This window comes from Sphingomonas sp. SL1004 (assembly GCF_057815015.1).
On record NZ_JBYMUX010000001.1, the window covers coordinates 3,434,188 to 3,448,257 of the forward strand.

16 protein-coding genes are annotated in these 14,070 nt (G+C 60.0%); 8 read left to right on the top strand and 8 right to left on the bottom strand.

Annotated features, from left to right (window positions below; translation table 11 throughout):
- Window positions 1-354 precede the first annotated feature (354 nt).
- Window positions 355-1,122, top strand: a complete 768-nt coding sequence (locus AC3D24_RS15805; RefSeq protein ID WP_489032089.1) for a hypothetical protein — start codon at window positions 355-357, stop codon at window positions 1,120-1,122.
- 132 nt (window positions 1,123-1,254) lie between these two features.
- Here the strand turns inward: AC3D24_RS15805 and AC3D24_RS15810 are convergent, their stop codons facing one another.
- Window positions 1,255-1,632: a hypothetical protein gene (locus AC3D24_RS15810; protein ID WP_489032090.1), complete on the bottom strand. Its 378-nt coding sequence runs from the start codon at window positions 1,630-1,632 to the stop codon at window positions 1,255-1,257.
- 483 nt (window positions 1,633-2,115) lie between these two features.
- Here AC3D24_RS15810 and AC3D24_RS15815 point away from each other — a divergent pair, with 483 nt between their 5' ends.
- Together AC3D24_RS15815 and AC3D24_RS15820 are read left to right on the top strand one after the other, a co-directional pair.
- The gene (locus tag AC3D24_RS15815) at window positions 2,116-2,418 is read left to right on the top strand and encodes a hypothetical protein (protein WP_489032092.1); all 303 of its coding nucleotides are present in this window, start codon (window positions 2,116-2,118) and stop codon (window positions 2,416-2,418) included.
- Window positions 2,418-2,615 carry a hypothetical protein gene (locus AC3D24_RS15820; RefSeq protein WP_489032094.1) on the top strand — a complete coding sequence of 66 codons (198 nt, stop codon included), beginning with the start codon at window positions 2,418-2,420 and terminating at the stop codon, window positions 2,613-2,615. The genes AC3D24_RS15815 and AC3D24_RS15820 overlap by 1 nt, the downstream gene beginning before the upstream one ends.
- 128 nt (window positions 2,616-2,743) lie before the next feature.
- On the opposite strand, the gene AC3D24_RS15825 is transcribed toward AC3D24_RS15820, so the two are convergent.
- On the bottom strand, window positions 2,744-3,121 hold the full coding sequence (locus AC3D24_RS15825) for a hypothetical protein (protein WP_489032096.1): 378 nt from the start codon (window positions 3,119-3,121) through the stop codon (window positions 2,744-2,746).
- Between the two features lie 609 nt (window positions 3,122-3,730).
- Here AC3D24_RS15825 and AC3D24_RS15830 point away from each other — a divergent pair.
- The gene (locus AC3D24_RS15830; RefSeq protein WP_489032098.1) at window positions 3,731-4,300 is read left to right on the top strand and encodes a hypothetical protein; all 570 of its coding nucleotides are present in this window, start codon (window positions 3,731-3,733) and stop codon (window positions 4,298-4,300) included.
- Window positions 4,301-4,340: 40 nt separating this feature from the next.
- On the opposite strand, the gene AC3D24_RS15835 is transcribed toward AC3D24_RS15830, so the two are convergent.
- Window positions 4,341-4,529: a hypothetical protein gene (locus AC3D24_RS15835; RefSeq protein WP_489032099.1), complete on the bottom strand. Its 189-nt coding sequence runs from the start codon at window positions 4,527-4,529 to the stop codon at window positions 4,341-4,343.
- A 258-nt stretch (window positions 4,530-4,787) separates the two neighbouring features.
- Window positions 4,788-5,522, bottom strand: coding sequence for an EAL domain-containing protein (locus AC3D24_RS15840; protein ID WP_489032101.1), 735 nt, complete (start codon window positions 5,520-5,522; stop codon window positions 4,788-4,790).
- A 1,694-nt stretch (window positions 5,523-7,216) separates the two neighbouring features.
- Between AC3D24_RS15840 and AC3D24_RS15845 the strand changes: the two genes are divergently transcribed.
- The 3 genes from AC3D24_RS15845 to AC3D24_RS15855 all read left to right on the top strand — a co-directional run bounded on the left by AC3D24_RS15845 (window position 7,217) and on the right by AC3D24_RS15855 (window position 8,686).
- On the top strand, window positions 7,217-7,396 hold the full coding sequence (locus tag AC3D24_RS15845) for a hypothetical protein (RefSeq protein ID WP_489032103.1): 180 nt from the start codon (window positions 7,217-7,219) through the stop codon (window positions 7,394-7,396).
- 189 nt (window positions 7,397-7,585) lie between these two features.
- Window positions 7,586-8,236 carry an SOS response-associated peptidase family protein gene (locus AC3D24_RS15850; RefSeq protein WP_489032104.1) on the top strand — a complete coding sequence of 217 codons (651 nt, stop codon included), beginning with the start codon at window positions 7,586-7,588 and terminating at the stop codon, window positions 8,234-8,236.
- Window positions 8,237-8,542: 306 nt separating this feature from the next.
- Window positions 8,543-8,686, top strand: a complete 144-nt coding sequence (locus tag AC3D24_RS15855) for a hypothetical protein (RefSeq protein ID WP_489032106.1) — start codon at window positions 8,543-8,545, stop codon at window positions 8,684-8,686.
- A 376-nt stretch (window positions 8,687-9,062) separates the two neighbouring features.
- On the opposite strand, the gene tnpC is transcribed toward AC3D24_RS15855, so the two are convergent.
- The 3 genes from tnpC to tnpA form a co-directional block, all read right to left on the bottom strand.
- Window positions 9,063-10,616 carry an IS66 family transposase gene (gene tnpC / locus AC3D24_RS15860; protein WP_489032107.1) on the bottom strand — a complete coding sequence of 518 codons (1,554 nt, stop codon included), beginning with the start codon at window positions 10,614-10,616 and terminating at the stop codon, window positions 9,063-9,065.
- Window positions 10,617-10,677: 61 nt separating this feature from the next.
- Window positions 10,678-11,025 carry an IS66 family insertion sequence element accessory protein TnpB gene (gene tnpB / locus AC3D24_RS15865; RefSeq protein WP_031439429.1) on the bottom strand — a complete coding sequence of 116 codons (348 nt, stop codon included), beginning with the start codon at window positions 11,023-11,025 and terminating at the stop codon, window positions 10,678-10,680.
- Window positions 11,022-11,420 (bottom strand): IS66-like element accessory protein TnpA, encoded by a 399-nt coding sequence (tnpA, locus tag AC3D24_RS15870; RefSeq protein ID WP_480954038.1) that lies wholly within the window; start codon window positions 11,418-11,420, stop codon window positions 11,022-11,024. The genes tnpB and tnpA overlap by 4 nt, the downstream gene beginning before the upstream one ends.
- 232 nt (window positions 11,421-11,652) lie before the next feature.
- Here tnpA and AC3D24_RS15875 point away from each other — a divergent pair, with 232 nt between their 5' ends.
- The gene (locus AC3D24_RS15875; protein ID WP_132737998.1) at window positions 11,653-12,675 is read left to right on the top strand and encodes an IS110 family RNA-guided transposase; all 1,023 of its coding nucleotides are present in this window, start codon (window positions 11,653-11,655) and stop codon (window positions 12,673-12,675) included.
- Window positions 12,676-12,975: 300 nt separating this feature from the next.
- On the opposite strand, the gene AC3D24_RS15880 is transcribed toward AC3D24_RS15875, so the two are convergent.
- Window positions 12,976-13,821 (bottom strand): sensor histidine kinase, encoded by an 846-nt coding sequence (locus AC3D24_RS15880; protein WP_489032110.1) that lies wholly within the window; start codon window positions 13,819-13,821, stop codon window positions 12,976-12,978.
- Between the last annotated feature and the right edge of the window lie 249 nt (window positions 13,822-14,070).

The following is a 14,070-nucleotide window of genomic DNA, read 5'->3' on the forward strand; positions in this document are numbered from 1 at the left end:
TAATCGATGGATCCGCACCAATTGCCAGCCGTGGCACAGATTGGTCCAATTTGGTGAAGTTCGACTTGTATCAAATCGGACATCCCAATAGCCGAGCTGGAATGACCGAAGCGGGGCGCTTACCGGTCGATAAACGGGGATGACATGCATCGAATTTTACTAACTACTGCCGCACTTACGCTGGCCTCATGCGGCTCGGACGGTGATGGTTCCAGCACCACTCCGGTCCAAGTCGTGCCTGCTCCTACGCCCACTCCAGTCCCCACTCCTACGCCGGCACCGACACCGACACCTGAGCCCACCCCTACGCCAGCCGCAACGGCAGTAACGCCGTTTGATCAATTATCCGCTGCCGTGACTCTTCAAACGGTAACCGGAGGCTTCCTGACCGGCTACAATCCGCCGCAGGAGTTTGGGATCAGCGAGTTTGGGGAGGGCTGGCAGTATCAGTACGACCCACAGGCAAAATCGTTTTCTGTCGTCACCGGGCCGTCATCGTCTGCCATATCATTTACCGCCAACGAGATCGTTACGACTGCGCCTGCAGGGACTGTTCGGTACCTCAAGGCAACAGGACAACAGCTCAATATGACGCAACCGGCCGCGGGGGGAGTCGGCCTACGTTGGACGCGCTTCATTGATCACACGAACACCGTATCAGGAAACCCGAACCGCTTCATTGCGGTGACAGGCGTTCCGACGCCAGGCGCCCAAGTTCCTACGTCGGGTACAGTGACATTCTCACGTACCGTGGTGGCCGGTGATGCGTACATCAAAAGTAATGGTCAGGTAACCGCGTTGGATCTCAGCCCTAGCACGCTGACGGCGTCCATCGATTACGCAAAACAGTTGATCAGTTTCAAGCTGACCTTAATTGGTCGGTCCAGCGCTTCCAACACCACCCCTCTGGTAACCATTACGGGCACGACGGACTTCGCTGGGAAGGCGCTTAAGTTCGACAACTCGTCCGCGACGTACACCAATTTCTCGTCATTTGTGATCTCCGCAGCGCTGTTTGGCACTGCTGGAGCGGAAGCCGGTGGCGTCTTCCAATATCGCGGAACGAATGCAAACGGAGGCGATGTCCTTAACCTAGTTGGCCGTTTGGCGGCGGCTAACTGAATTACGTGCCGGGAGCGATTGTTACAGGGCAGCAATCGATCCGGACAGCGATCCCCGGCGGCCTCGGCTGCCGGGGTTTCAGTATGTTATTTAACCCTCACTGACAATGAGGTATGGTAAGTTCGTTTCTGCTTACTCCACGCGCCCGCGCAAGTCGTCAGCGCTCAAGAAGTCAGCAATGCGACGAACGAACGATCCGTGAACTTGGTGAGGATCCGCGCCATCTGGCATCGTATAAACCGTGTTGGCATTAAGCCAGTCACTATGGTCGACATCGTCCCCCTCTGAGCTTTGAAGCGTAATTGTGACGGTGAACGGGATTGTCCGCGCGAAAGTTACCACCGCGATACCATCCTCGATGACGTATCGACCAATAATCTCGCATGACGCGTTCCACCTAACGTCACCGCGGTGTAGGGCATAATATTTGGCGTTAATCCGATCGAGAGGTTCATCTCCCTCGAGGTAGAACCATTCGCCTTGCAGTAGGTCTTCGGTCATGGCTGGCATGGACATTCGTCTCCTAGCTTCAATCTACGATCTTGCCACCCGGAGCGGAAGACCTCGGTTGCAGGCACGGCGCTGTCGAAACAGCGGGCGACTCGCTGCAAAGAATTTGTTCGGAGACGCCAGCCTGTGCGCAGGTCGGACAGAAGTGGTTGCCGGCTTCTACGCCGTCGCCACATATATTCGTTCCGACGTGAGGCGATATTGCCGGCGAGCGGTTCTGCCCTCGCCGGGGTTTCCTCCAACGTGCTCCGGCCGGCTCGCCTCGCGTTCACACGGCGCTTGAGGCGAGCCGTTATTATGGTGAAACCTTAGTTACTGTGAGTTCGTATCTTGATCGCCGGAATGTATCCTCCCAAATGCGCGTTCCGGCCGGCTCGCCCTTTTTGACCTTTGGGCGGGCCGTTTTTTAACTGAACGACGGCGCGCACCGCGCGCGATCTGAGCGGTTGTCCTCTCAAGTCACTCTGTCTTGAAGGTACCATCATGAACCTGACTGCGAAGTTCGATACCCGGCGCGAAGCGGACATGACCGTCGAGAGGCTGGTTCAGCAATTCGAGATCGATCGCGCGAAGGTCGTTGTCACGGCAGACGGTGACGACAACACAGCGGGCATCGCGGAGGACGGTTCGGACAACAAGGCAGGCGAACCGAGCCCCGAAGCGCGCGACGACGCGGAACTGAATGGCAAGGTGGTCGTGACCGTCGAGGTGGCTGACGACGTTGCGGCAGGCGAAGTGAAAGAGGCGTTCGCTGAGTTTGATGCTTCCGATCAGGCGGTGAAATAGTGGCGTCCGACACCGCAACCCAGACCCGACAGCGCGAGATCGCCACCGAGCACCTGCTGTTCAAGCTCATGGAGTTTGTTGAGGCACGGCACGCGGGGCTTCTCGACTTCATGGAGCAAAGCCTCGACCATCTTGGCGATCCCGCGATGGATGAGACCAAAGATGACGAGGCAGTCCGAGCAATAGCGCGGGCATGATCGTCGGAGCGCGCAAGCAGCGGTTGGGCTAAACACGCCCGACAGCACTTGGGGAATGTCGGTCGTCCAGACTGGCGACCGAATCCTCCAATCTCGCTAAGCCGGCAATGTCGTACCGCGCTCTGGCTCTAAAACTTGCGGGCGGGAAAGCCTGTGAACGGAGCTGCCTCACACTTGCCCGTATTCATGACGATGAAGGTGCCGATCCCCCTGGTGCGATCGATGATCGAGCCGTCTTCCCGGTTCAGCGAGATGAAGCTCTCCGAGCCAATCTTTTCATCCTGCTCAAGCTTCAGCATGATCATAGTCGGACTGACGCGGTAAATGTGGGCGGTCGTCTCACACTTACCGTAGCACCAGCGTTCCGCATTCAGATCGATACGAAAGGTCTCGGCGTACGGGGTCTGGTTCTGCTTCTTGACGGCGTCCAGACCTACGCCAATGAACGTGGTGCCGGTGCAGACGAGGTTGAATACTGCAGCTGCGGCAGAGGCGAGGGGGATCATCGTGGGCTTTCCATCGGCTGCGGCGTGTCCCTTCAGTCGGATCGAGGAACGGGTTCTATACCGCCGCCCCGATACTGACCATTATTGTCGACCCTACCGGTTCGACGTCCCAAGCCGCCTCCTAGCTGCGGGCGTCGCACACCGGGCATAGGCTGAGGTCTGGGGTCACCATACCGTCACGCCCGACAAATGGGCTACTACAGTGCGAGCAGATCGCATCCGGCTTCTGGGGCGGTATCGGCGAGCCCCACGGCTGAAGCACAGGAAACGGCTTGGGGGCGGGTTTGCGGTCCATATGCTGAATATACAGACGACGCCCTAATGGTTTCCTAACCGCGGTGGAGCAGATCGCAGGAGAATTTTGACACCTACACGCGCGTCTAGACGACCTTGCCCATCAGCCTTTCTGTATCAACGCATGCCTGCCGCAGTTTCGCATCCGACTTTATATTTACTGATTTGGGCATCACTTTTTTACAAGACGATCGGATCACGATCAGGGCTGGTAGTTAAGTTCATAATGGATGTTCTAAATCATTGACGGCGGGCGTCTTTCTTCTCAGTCTTCCTAATCGACCTGGGGAGGTCGACTCAGGAGGGGTTTATTCTATGAAGTTGACACTTGGCGTGCTCGCATGCGCGCTTACTTTTGCCGTGCCCGCAGTTCAGGCGCAGACTGGTCCAGTCGCGACCGCCGCCACCACGTCGGGCACGCTGCGTGCTGGCACCTCGGTTCCGTTAAAGATGGCAGAGGGCCTTACGACGAAGGGCAAGAAGCTCAAGGTTGGGCAACGCTTCCAGATGGAGACGGCGGAGGCTGTCACGATTGACGGCAACGTCGTGATCCCGGCAGGCAGCCCCGCGACGGGCGAGATCACCGAGGTGCGCAATAAGGGCATGTGGGGCAAGTCCGGCCGTATCAACGGACGCGTCCTCTACGTGCGTGCGAATGGTCGGCAGATCCGCATGAGCGGGTCGATCGACGATAAGGGGAAGACCGGGACAGCCGGCGTCGTCGGTGCCGCGGTGCTGATCCCGGTTGCGGGATTCTTCATGACCGGGACGAGTGCTGACATCCCGCTTGGTTCTCCCGTGACCGCCTTCATCGACGAGGACGTCTCGGTTGCCGTCGTTCCGGCAAGTGCGCCGATGGTCGTCACCGCGCCGGCGAAAAACTGATGTAGCGAGCGCGGGTCTGATCGCCCGCCCTCGTCTCGCTTCAAACTGGCTTGGCGCCAGCCGTGCCGCATTTTGCGAACTTGCCATTCGCGCTCTTGCATCGAACCGTCTTAACGGGCGCCTTCGGGCATTTGGTGAAGCGCCCCTTGGCGTCCTTGCACGGCGCCGCCATCGAGGGCGCCCCAACCAGCAAGGACAGCGAAGCGGCAGCAAACAGAGACTTACGCATCTGACATTTCCCTGCCCGAGGACCGGGCCGCTTGAAACTGTGCCACGCTGCGCAGGGTGTTAATAACCCAACAGGGCCTAAGTCAGCGCCGACTTTCGCTTCGGCGCGTCCTGCCCCTCGGTGCTCGGCGTACCTTTGTTGAGCGTATCGCTCGGGCGACGTGCATCGCCTTCGTTCTGATGCTCGGTTATTCGGTGCGATCGCCGACGTGCCTGAATAAGGCAGCCAGCCTACCTTTTCCCAACGGACACCGGTCGATTACGCAATCTCTGCCCGCTCGAGTGGTTCGGGCAAAACGTGAGCAGGCAACGTTTTGAAACCCGGACGGGCCAGTAGATAGCCCTGCATGTATCGCACGCCCATCCCGCGTAAGACCTCGTACTCGCCGATTGTCTCGATACCTTCTGCGACTACGGTGATGTTCATGCGATTGAACATGGCGACCAAGCCCTCGACGATTACGCGTCGTGGTAGACTAGTGTCGATCCCCCGGACCAACTCCATGTCCAACTTGATGACATCGGTTTGAAGTCGGGCGAGTAGCGCTAGGCCGGCGTGTCCTGCACCGAAGTCATCGAGTGCTGTAGAAAAGCCCATTCGACGATAGGTTTCGATTATGTTCGCGACATGAGCCACGTCCGCCATCTCTTCATTCTCGGTAAACTCGAATACGAGACGGTCGGTCGGAAAATTAACAGCCGCGGCCGTCTTGAGCGTTAGTTGAATGCAGGCGAGTGGTGAGTAGACCGCATTTGGCAGGAAGTTTATCGACAATCGAGCGCCGGTTTCAATGATACCCGCAGCAACCGCTTGAGTGATCGCGGCGACGCGGCACTGCTGGTCGAAAGCGTAGCGGTTGTCATCGGTAATAGCGCCGAGCACCTCACTGGCGCTCTGACCGTCCGGCCCTCGCACAAGCGCCTCATACGCCCATGCACAACCGGTTTCCACGTCAACGATAGGCTGGAACGCCATCGCCAAGTCGAAACGCATGTTCTCGCTTCGGCAACCGTTGCACCCGCTCATACCATCTTGCTCATGTGAGTAGCATGGAGACAAAATGCTAATTTACAGTGTCTTCGCTACGCAAAAATTGGGCACATGAGCGGACGGGCCGCTCTCCTCGTCAAATCGGCCATCCGTTTACGCCCGGTTGCGGACTTTGGTAGGTACTTTAGGATGGCGCAGTGAGCATGTACCTCCGCCTGCGCCGGTTCGTCGATCGTGACCTTTGCCGCCGATCTTCGCATGGAAGATCGGCTAACCTTTCGATCTTGGCCGGCATGGTTCCGCTGGCTCCGTACGCATTTCTAAAATCGCCGTACGATGTTACGGGGTGGGCGATTGCAGCCCTGTCGGCATCTGCCGGCGTGTCGTGGGCGGCCTTCGTAATTTGGAGAGCTTCTCGTTTACTCCGCGCCTCGGGTGCGAGGGGCGATCGTGAGTTCGATCGTCATTCAAAGCGCCTGCTTGCTTCAGAGTATCAATCGACAGAAAGCGCGACGCTTGCGCGCATACGTCGAAGACGTGCAAGGTATCGCTAAGCGCCACGTTCAGCTTTCATTGCCGATCAGGCCGAATGTGCGGTCGTCGCCCGCATTGCCTCCCCGATGTAGTTACTCGTAGCTGTCGCTGTCATCTAGACAATCCTCGTTTGGGACAGATGTAAGGAAGCAACACTCGCCGGACGTGGTGCTGAGTTATAGGAGGCAGCGCTCCGCCAATTTCGGAGCGTGAAGTGGTCGAGCTAATTCTGGTCGTTCCGGCAGTTGCAGCCGGGTTTATGGGCACGCATTCGGTCGTGAAGGCTCGTGCGCATCGGCAGCGGCGCGAACGGCGACGTCAGCGCCACAGACGAGAAGCGGGCGTCTGGTGGGCATCGATGTGGTTGGGCCGCGATCGCCGTCAGAAGAAGCTCCCGCACCACAAGGACTGAAGTATGCTCTCGCGGGCATGATTCACCCATTCCCGAAACTTGCGCCGCGAAGTTGCTCTACCCCATAATTGAGACATTGGTTCGCAGATCATCGGTTGATAGAACCGAAGCGGCTGTTATTGGCTTGCCCTGCTTGAGGGGCGAACGTCATGGGACTGCTATGTTTTTTTATTGGCCATCGTAGGCGAGGCAATAAAATCTGGCATGATACCGTAGATTGGCGGTCAACCTGCAGCAGGTGCGCCCACCCATTAATTAGAGACCACGCTATCGACAGATGGCGACCGTTCACGATGTTTGACGAGTCTGACCATCGCAAGGAACGGGACCGCTCCTAGGAACGGCGATCAAACCTTTCGCGACCGTAGGCGTCGCGATGGTGCTGGTGATCGGCGATTTGGGCGGACAAGATTCTCCTGCCGTTTGAGGGGGCCGTTATGGCTTGCAACTCGCTGCTCGTTCCGGCGTAATGGCGCCACTGGCTAACCGGGGGGGTATGGCCGGTCGGCCCGCTCCATGAGGCTCCACATGAAGCTGGCCGTTACGGCGAAACCGGATCGAGTTTCCTGCTCTGACGCGACGCCAGATGCCCGAAAAGTGACTGGCCGGCTCGCCCTCTCTCCCTTGTCAGGGCGGAGCGTTACCGGCGGCCTGGCGAATGGCGGTTTCAAAGTACGTGACCGGAGACAATCGCCAATCTGGAGGCTACCCTTTGCCGAATGATCAAATCCGGCGGAGGTAGGAGCGATTCATGAAGCGGCAGGTGTCGGTCCATGGGCAACGCACAGAAGTGTATGTCGAGGAAATTGAACCGGGACGGTGGAAGGCGACGGGCGAGTATGCTGAAAAGATCTGGAGTGTGACCAGCACGTCGGCGAACCGGGCGGCATCGAACTGGGGCGTTGCCGTGAACAAAAGAGATTTTACCTGACTTTTGAGAGCGAGCGCCTGTTCCGGTGATTGAGGAACGCCCTTCGTATGGAGCCGTCATGAACCACCCCCGAGAATGGTTTCAGCCCAAGGTCGTGGGCATCGGCTGGTCTCCCCGAACCTGGGAGGGTTGGGCTATCATTATATCCCTGATCGCGATCGGCGCGCTTGTCGGTCGGGTGAACCTTTAATGTGCAATCGAGCAAGGTTCGACGGCGAACCGGAAACCATCACCGAACGCTTCGGTGCAGAATGGCTTGCCGACAAGCCGATGGACAACCGGTTCGACCCTAAGGAACTGCGCCCGTTCGGTCGGGCATACGTTGTGCGGAACGAAGCCGACCGTCGCGGGCTCGACGTGATGGAATGGGACGTCCTGGCGGGGCAGGCGAAGCAGGCCGGTCGCAAGGTTGCGCAAACCAACGTCCGCACCCTGCATCTTCCGCAATGGCGGTCGCTGGTCACTGATCCGGCCAACCGCTGCCTGATCCCGCTGACGGAGTTTTGCGAGTGGGCGCGCGAGCCTGCCAACCTTGGCGACGGCAAGAAGCCGATCAAGGGGGAGATGTGGTTCGGGGTGACCGACCAGCCCGTGTTTGCGATCGCCGGTTTCTGGCGGCAGGTCGGCGAACAGCGTTACTTCGCGATGGTCACTTGCGATGCGAACGAACTGGTGGCGCCGATCCACCCCAAGGCGATGATCACGATCCTGCGACCGGACGATCACGAGCGGTGGCTGACCGGTAGCTATGACGACGTACTAGCGTTGCAGCGGCCGTATCCGGCCGATCGGATGACGGTGCGTGGGCCCGTGTTTCCGACGCGTCGTGCTACACGCTAACCCGCATGTTACGCGATTCATGAAGGCATTTATGACCGAGTTGGCAGGGCTTCAGTATTCGGTAGAAGTGGAGGACCCGCACACCAACCGTGGCTGGCGATCACTCGCTTTCCGGCTCACGTTGGAAGGGGCGGAATACGAAGCTCGGATCAGGCGTCGTGACAATCCGTCGCAGACTTTCAGGATACTCCACTGCCCAACCGATACGGTACGCGGCTAAAGACGGGAGGCCTTAGTGCAAATATCAGTCTGGAATGATACTTTTGAGTGATCGACTCGCTCACGTAACAAGCGCAGGATCACTGGATGACTATCGCGCATCAAGAAGAGACGATCGAATACCTGAAGGCCCAGCTCGACGAACTGCTCGACCTTGCGGACCGGCTCGAGCTTCCCTTGGTTGCTGTGCGCCTGTCCTCTGCGATCGATGCGATAACCGAGGGGCGGTAAGCCACGGCAGGGTACGGTAGGCTCGGCGAGTATAGTCCGGGGTGGCCTCTTGGTCGTCTGACAGGCGCTCTAGGGCGCTCGCGGTATCCAACAAGGCTTGCCGCATGACTTCGTCGACAACGCTTTCTGCAAGAGCGGGGTATTTGTTAGTCTCGGACCGTTTTCAAGCCCGAACCGTCGGCACCTCGGAGATGTGGACTGCCTGAGCGCCGTAGCCGATGCGAGCCGGGCGAAGCACTGACGCCCGCGGCCGATACCCACAGGTATTTTACAGCGATTGTGGAGGCATGCGTTGCGCCGTGCGTTCAGCTGGCCCGAGCCGTGAGGACATACATTGCCTAAATTTCTAGTGTAAGCGTGGCCGGCAGGCCGCAGATTACGCGGCTTGCGCCACTCGCTCTGCGGTTTGCGCGGACCAGTTCCAGGGCATGAGTTCGTCCCATCGCGCGGCCGGCCAATCCGCTGCGATCTTCCCAGTGACGTCGGCGATGTAGGCCTGCGGGTCGACGCCGTTGGCCTTGCAGGTCTGTATAACGGTGTAGATCGCCGCGGCGCGCTCGCCGCCCGTTTTCGAATCAGCGAACAGCCAGTTTCGCCGTCCGACGGCAACGCCGCGCAACGCGCGTTCGGCGATGTTGTTGTCGATCTCCAGGCGCCCGTCATCGAGGAAGCGACACAGTGCGAGCCATCGCTTCGTGCCATAGGCGATAGCCTTGGCCATGTCGGACTTTGGCGACAGGCGGCGCAGTGCTGCGTCCAGTGCCTCGCGCAGCGCATCGACTAGCGGCTTCGTCCGGTTCTTCCGCGCCGCCAGCCGCACGTCAGGCGGCCTGCCGCGGACCTCGGCCTCTATGCTGTACAAGGCACCGATGCGTTCAAGAATCTCGGTGGTCAGCGGCGTGGCAACCCGCTCGTGCAGGTCGAACACCTTGCGCCTGAAATGGGCCCAGCACGCGACTTCTGTGACGCCGCTTCGATAGAGCCCGTCGTAACCGGCATAGGCGTCGGCCTGGAGGAAGCCTCGAAATCCGGCGAGATGGGCTTGCGGATGTGCACCGGTACGGTCGGTCGTGAAGCGATACCATGTCGCTGGCGGAGCCGTGTTACCGGAGGCGCGGTCATCGACTGCATAGACCCATAGTCGCCCGGTCGCGGTGCGTCCGCGGCCTGGGTCGAGCACCGGGACTGGCGTGTCGTCCGCGTGGATCTTGTCGCCTTTCAGCACTTCCTCGCGGATGCGACTGACGATGGGGTCAAGCAGCGCGGCTGCATGACCGACCCAGCCCGCCAGCGTCGAGCGGTCGATGTCCAAGCCTTGGGCCGCCATCATCTCGGACTGCCGATAAAGCGGCAGGTGATGTTCGAACTTCGAGACGACGACATGGGCCAGCGTTGCGAATGTCGCCTTTCCGCGTGCGACTGCCTTCACCGGGGCAGCTGCCTGGACGATCTTCTCACACGTCCGGCAGCTGTATTTCGGTCGGACGTTACGCACCACGCGCCAGTGCACCGGCAGGACGTCGAGCATCTCATGGGCGTCCTGCCCGAGACGGCGTAGCGCACCGCCACAGTCCGGGCATGTGCAGGCGCCGGAGGCGGGTTCGTGGACGACCTCCGCGCGTGGCAGGTGGTCGGGCAACGCACGGACTGGTGCCGGCCGCACGGGCGTGTCTGACAAGACCGCGCCGGTCTCCGGGACTGCGCTCTCGGTTTCCAGTTCCTCAAGTGCGAGTTCGAGCTGGGCGATCTCGCGCGTCAACTTCTCGGAGGATGCGCCAAACTGCATCCGCCGCAGCCGAGCGATCTGTCCACGCAGTGTCTCGATGAGCAGGTCGCGGGCGGCAAGTGCTGCATTGGCTCGGGCGAGCGAGGCCTCCAGCACGGCGATCCGCGCCTCGGCATCAGATGGGGCAAGAGATGCTTGCGACACCTCATTTTCATAGCAGTTCGCGCACTCTCACACGAGCAGAAATGGCGAAAAAGCTATGTTTTCAGCCGGCCAATGTTGGTGCCCATGTCCGCTCTGGGCGGCGCCAGTCGATACCCTCCAGAAGCATCGACACCTGCGCCGATGTCAGCGCCACTGTGCCGGTCGCGGTCACCGGCCAGACGAAACGCCCCCGGTCCATCCGCTTCGAAAACAGGCAGAGTCCCTGACCGTCGAACCACAGCAATTTGATCAGGTCGCCGCGCTTGCCACGGAACGCGAACAGCGCACCGGAATGAGGTTTCTCCCGGAGCACCTGCTGCACCAATACCGCCAGGCCATCGAAGCCCTTGCGCATGTCGGTGACGCCGCACGCCAGGAATATCCGCGTCGATGTCGGCTGCGGGATCATCGGGTCAGCACGCCGATCACGCGCGACAGCGCCTCGGCGTCGACCGTGCCGTCGACGGTCAGTCGCACACCCGAAGGCAGCTCGATGCCGATCTGCCCCGCGGTCCGGGCGTCCGCTGGCGCCTCGACGGGCGGCGCCGGCAGCATCATGGGCGGCTCGCTGATTTGGACTTCGGCAAATGCGGTCTGAGGCCGGACCGGCACTCCGCTCAGTGCACCCGACATCGCCTGGCGCCGCCAGGTGTAGATCGCGCCGCTGCCGACCTCGTGACGCTCGACCGCCGCCCGGACCGACCCATCCGGCCCAAACGCATCGCGCAGGATCGCCAGCTTCTCCTCGACCGTCCAGCGGCGCCGGCCCGACACCCGCCCGACAATCTCGATACGACCACTCATACGACCGGTCGTATGACTACTCGCTACATCTGCAGCTGGTTCGATAGTCTCGTCCGACATCACGGCCCCGTTCAAAGAGCTGCCATCAACCCGTTGAACGCTCCGCCTACAAGGCGGCCCTCAGACCGCGCTTACGAGCGACAAGCCGGCTGCGGGTGTCCGATTATGATGACGTGGACGGCTCTCCAACCCTCAAACAGGATGTCCTGCGGAGAGTCGAAGGAGAGTCACGATGGGAAACGTCACAACGATCGGTCTGGATATCGCGAAGAACGTGTTTCAGGTGCACGGAGTGGATGCTGATGGCGCAGCTGTTGTTCGCCAGCGTCTGACGCGTGGGCGGATGTTGAAGTTCTTCGCCAAGCTGCCCCGGTGTCTGATCGGCATTGAGGCGTGTGCGACATCGCACTTCTGGGCGCGCGAGCTGGTCGCGCTCGGGCATGACGTGAAGCTGATGCCAGCGCAGTACGTGAAGCCGTACGTCAAGCGAGGTAAGAACGACGCGGCTGATGCCGAGGCGATCTGCGAGGCAGTGACCCGGCCGACCATGCGCTTCGTCGGGATCAAGTCGCCCGAGCAGCAGAGCGCGATGATGCTTCATCGTGTCCGCCTGATCCTAAACCGCCAGCGCACGCAGCTGTCGAACGCGATGCGGGCGCACTTGGCCGAGTTCGGGATTGCGGCGCCGATTGGTAGAAACGGCATCGAGCAGCTCCTCGACGTGATCGCTGATCCTACCGATGAGCGCGTACCGGCCGATGCGCGGTTCTGCCTGGAGATGCTGGCAGCGCAGCTGCGCATCGTAAAGGAGCAGATTCTCGAGAACGATCGTCGCATCCTGGCGAGCGCACGCGAGACCGAGCTCGGTCGCCGGCTGATGGAGATACCCGGCGTGGGTCCACTGCTCGCCAGCGCCATCGTCGCCACGGTTCCTGACCCCGCGATCTTCCGCTCGGGCCGCAACCTTGCTGCCTGGATCGGCCTGGTGCCACGGCAGAACTCGAGCGGTGGAAAGGAGCGGCTTGGCAGCATCACGAAGGCGGGCCACCAATACCTGCGTCAGATGCTGATCGTCGGCGCCATGGCAGTCGTGCGCTATGCCGAGCGGAACGGGGCCAAGCGGCCCTGGCTCGTGCAACTGCTTGCCAGGCGGAAGGCCAAGGTCGCCGCGGTCGCGCTAGCCAACAAGAACGCCCGCATGATCTGGGCGATGATGGCCAGTGGCGAACGGTATCGCGAGCCGCAGATCGTGTAACAGGATACGGGGCGGGCGACCGCACCGGACGAGGTTGGAAAGGGCGGATAGGAGCTAATGCAACAAGCCGGTTGAACCGCCGGATCGGGAAAACCCACAAAGACCCAAGCACCTCGAGTGCGCGGTTATGATCGGGACCCGAGACGCGCGAATGGCATTATGGCCAGCGGCGCTATGAACCGCACTAACAGGTCGGACACATGGCCGCACCAACCAGCATTGCAACGCGACTGTTCAACCTTGCCAACGGAGGGCCGTCCACACATGGGTCAACCGCTACGTACAACGAGCAGCCTGATACTAGTCCTCTACGGCGGGACGTGGCCGTTTTTCAGATAGATGCAAAATGTCTTCTAGGAGCGCAGCGGTAAGGGTTTCCCCTTGTGCCCCGGCGAGATGAAGCGCCCATCGTATCGCCGAATGCAAGGAGATCAGATTTTGGCTCTCCGGAGGCGGTTCGACATCGGGCCCCTCTGTTAACTGCGGTTGTGACGCTGATTCGCTCTTCGTCAAGACTGAGGGGCCGACATGCAATTCGAACACCTTCGCACGCGATTGTGGACGAACGAACCGACCGCCGATCGATGCCATCAGGCGAGCCGATATTTCCATTCCCAGGCCTCCCCTTTTGGGGTTGTGTGGGTCTGGAAAAGGAAGGCCGTCGTCATCCACCAGAACGACGACATTTCCCTCAGCGTCTGCCTTCTGCGTGACGAGAATGTAGCCGTTCTTGCCATCCTCAAACGCGTGTTTGATCGCGTTCGTGGCAAGCTCATTCACGACCAGCGCAATCGTCGTGATTTGCGTTGGGGACAGTGCAACGGCGTCCTGTTCGACCTTTAGCGCTACGAGGATCGATCGAGGCTCAGCCTGTGACTGCAGCGCCGTGCACACCTGCTGTAGGGCAAGGGCCAGCGTTGGCTGGTTATTACGAAACAGCTCGCTTCGGGCTTGCGCCAGAATGGATACGCGCTGCGTAGCATCTGTGAGTATCTGTCGGGCCTCTTGTGATGACGCACGCCGACTTTGTAGTGCCAGCAAGCCAATCACCATCTGGAGATCATTGCTACCGCGATGAATCGTTTCTTGAAGGAGTAGGCCAAGCTGCGCGTCGGCGGGACCGCCGGTCGATTGTTCGGTCTCCATAGTATTCGTCCTTGCCCCGGCCCTGATACGGCTTGGGACATACCGACTTTATGAAGCTGAAACATCCGCCCTGCTGTCACTGTGCGATAGACAACAAAGCGCTGATTATTTTGCGAATTTATTCATAGGCAAGAATCTTTGGTAATATGGTTCGCTACGCATTTCAGACCAAATTACTGAAGCGACCCGGGAGAAGTGTGGTCTATCCCACACTTCTCATATGTAAAGTTTCTACCCCGTGAAAACGTG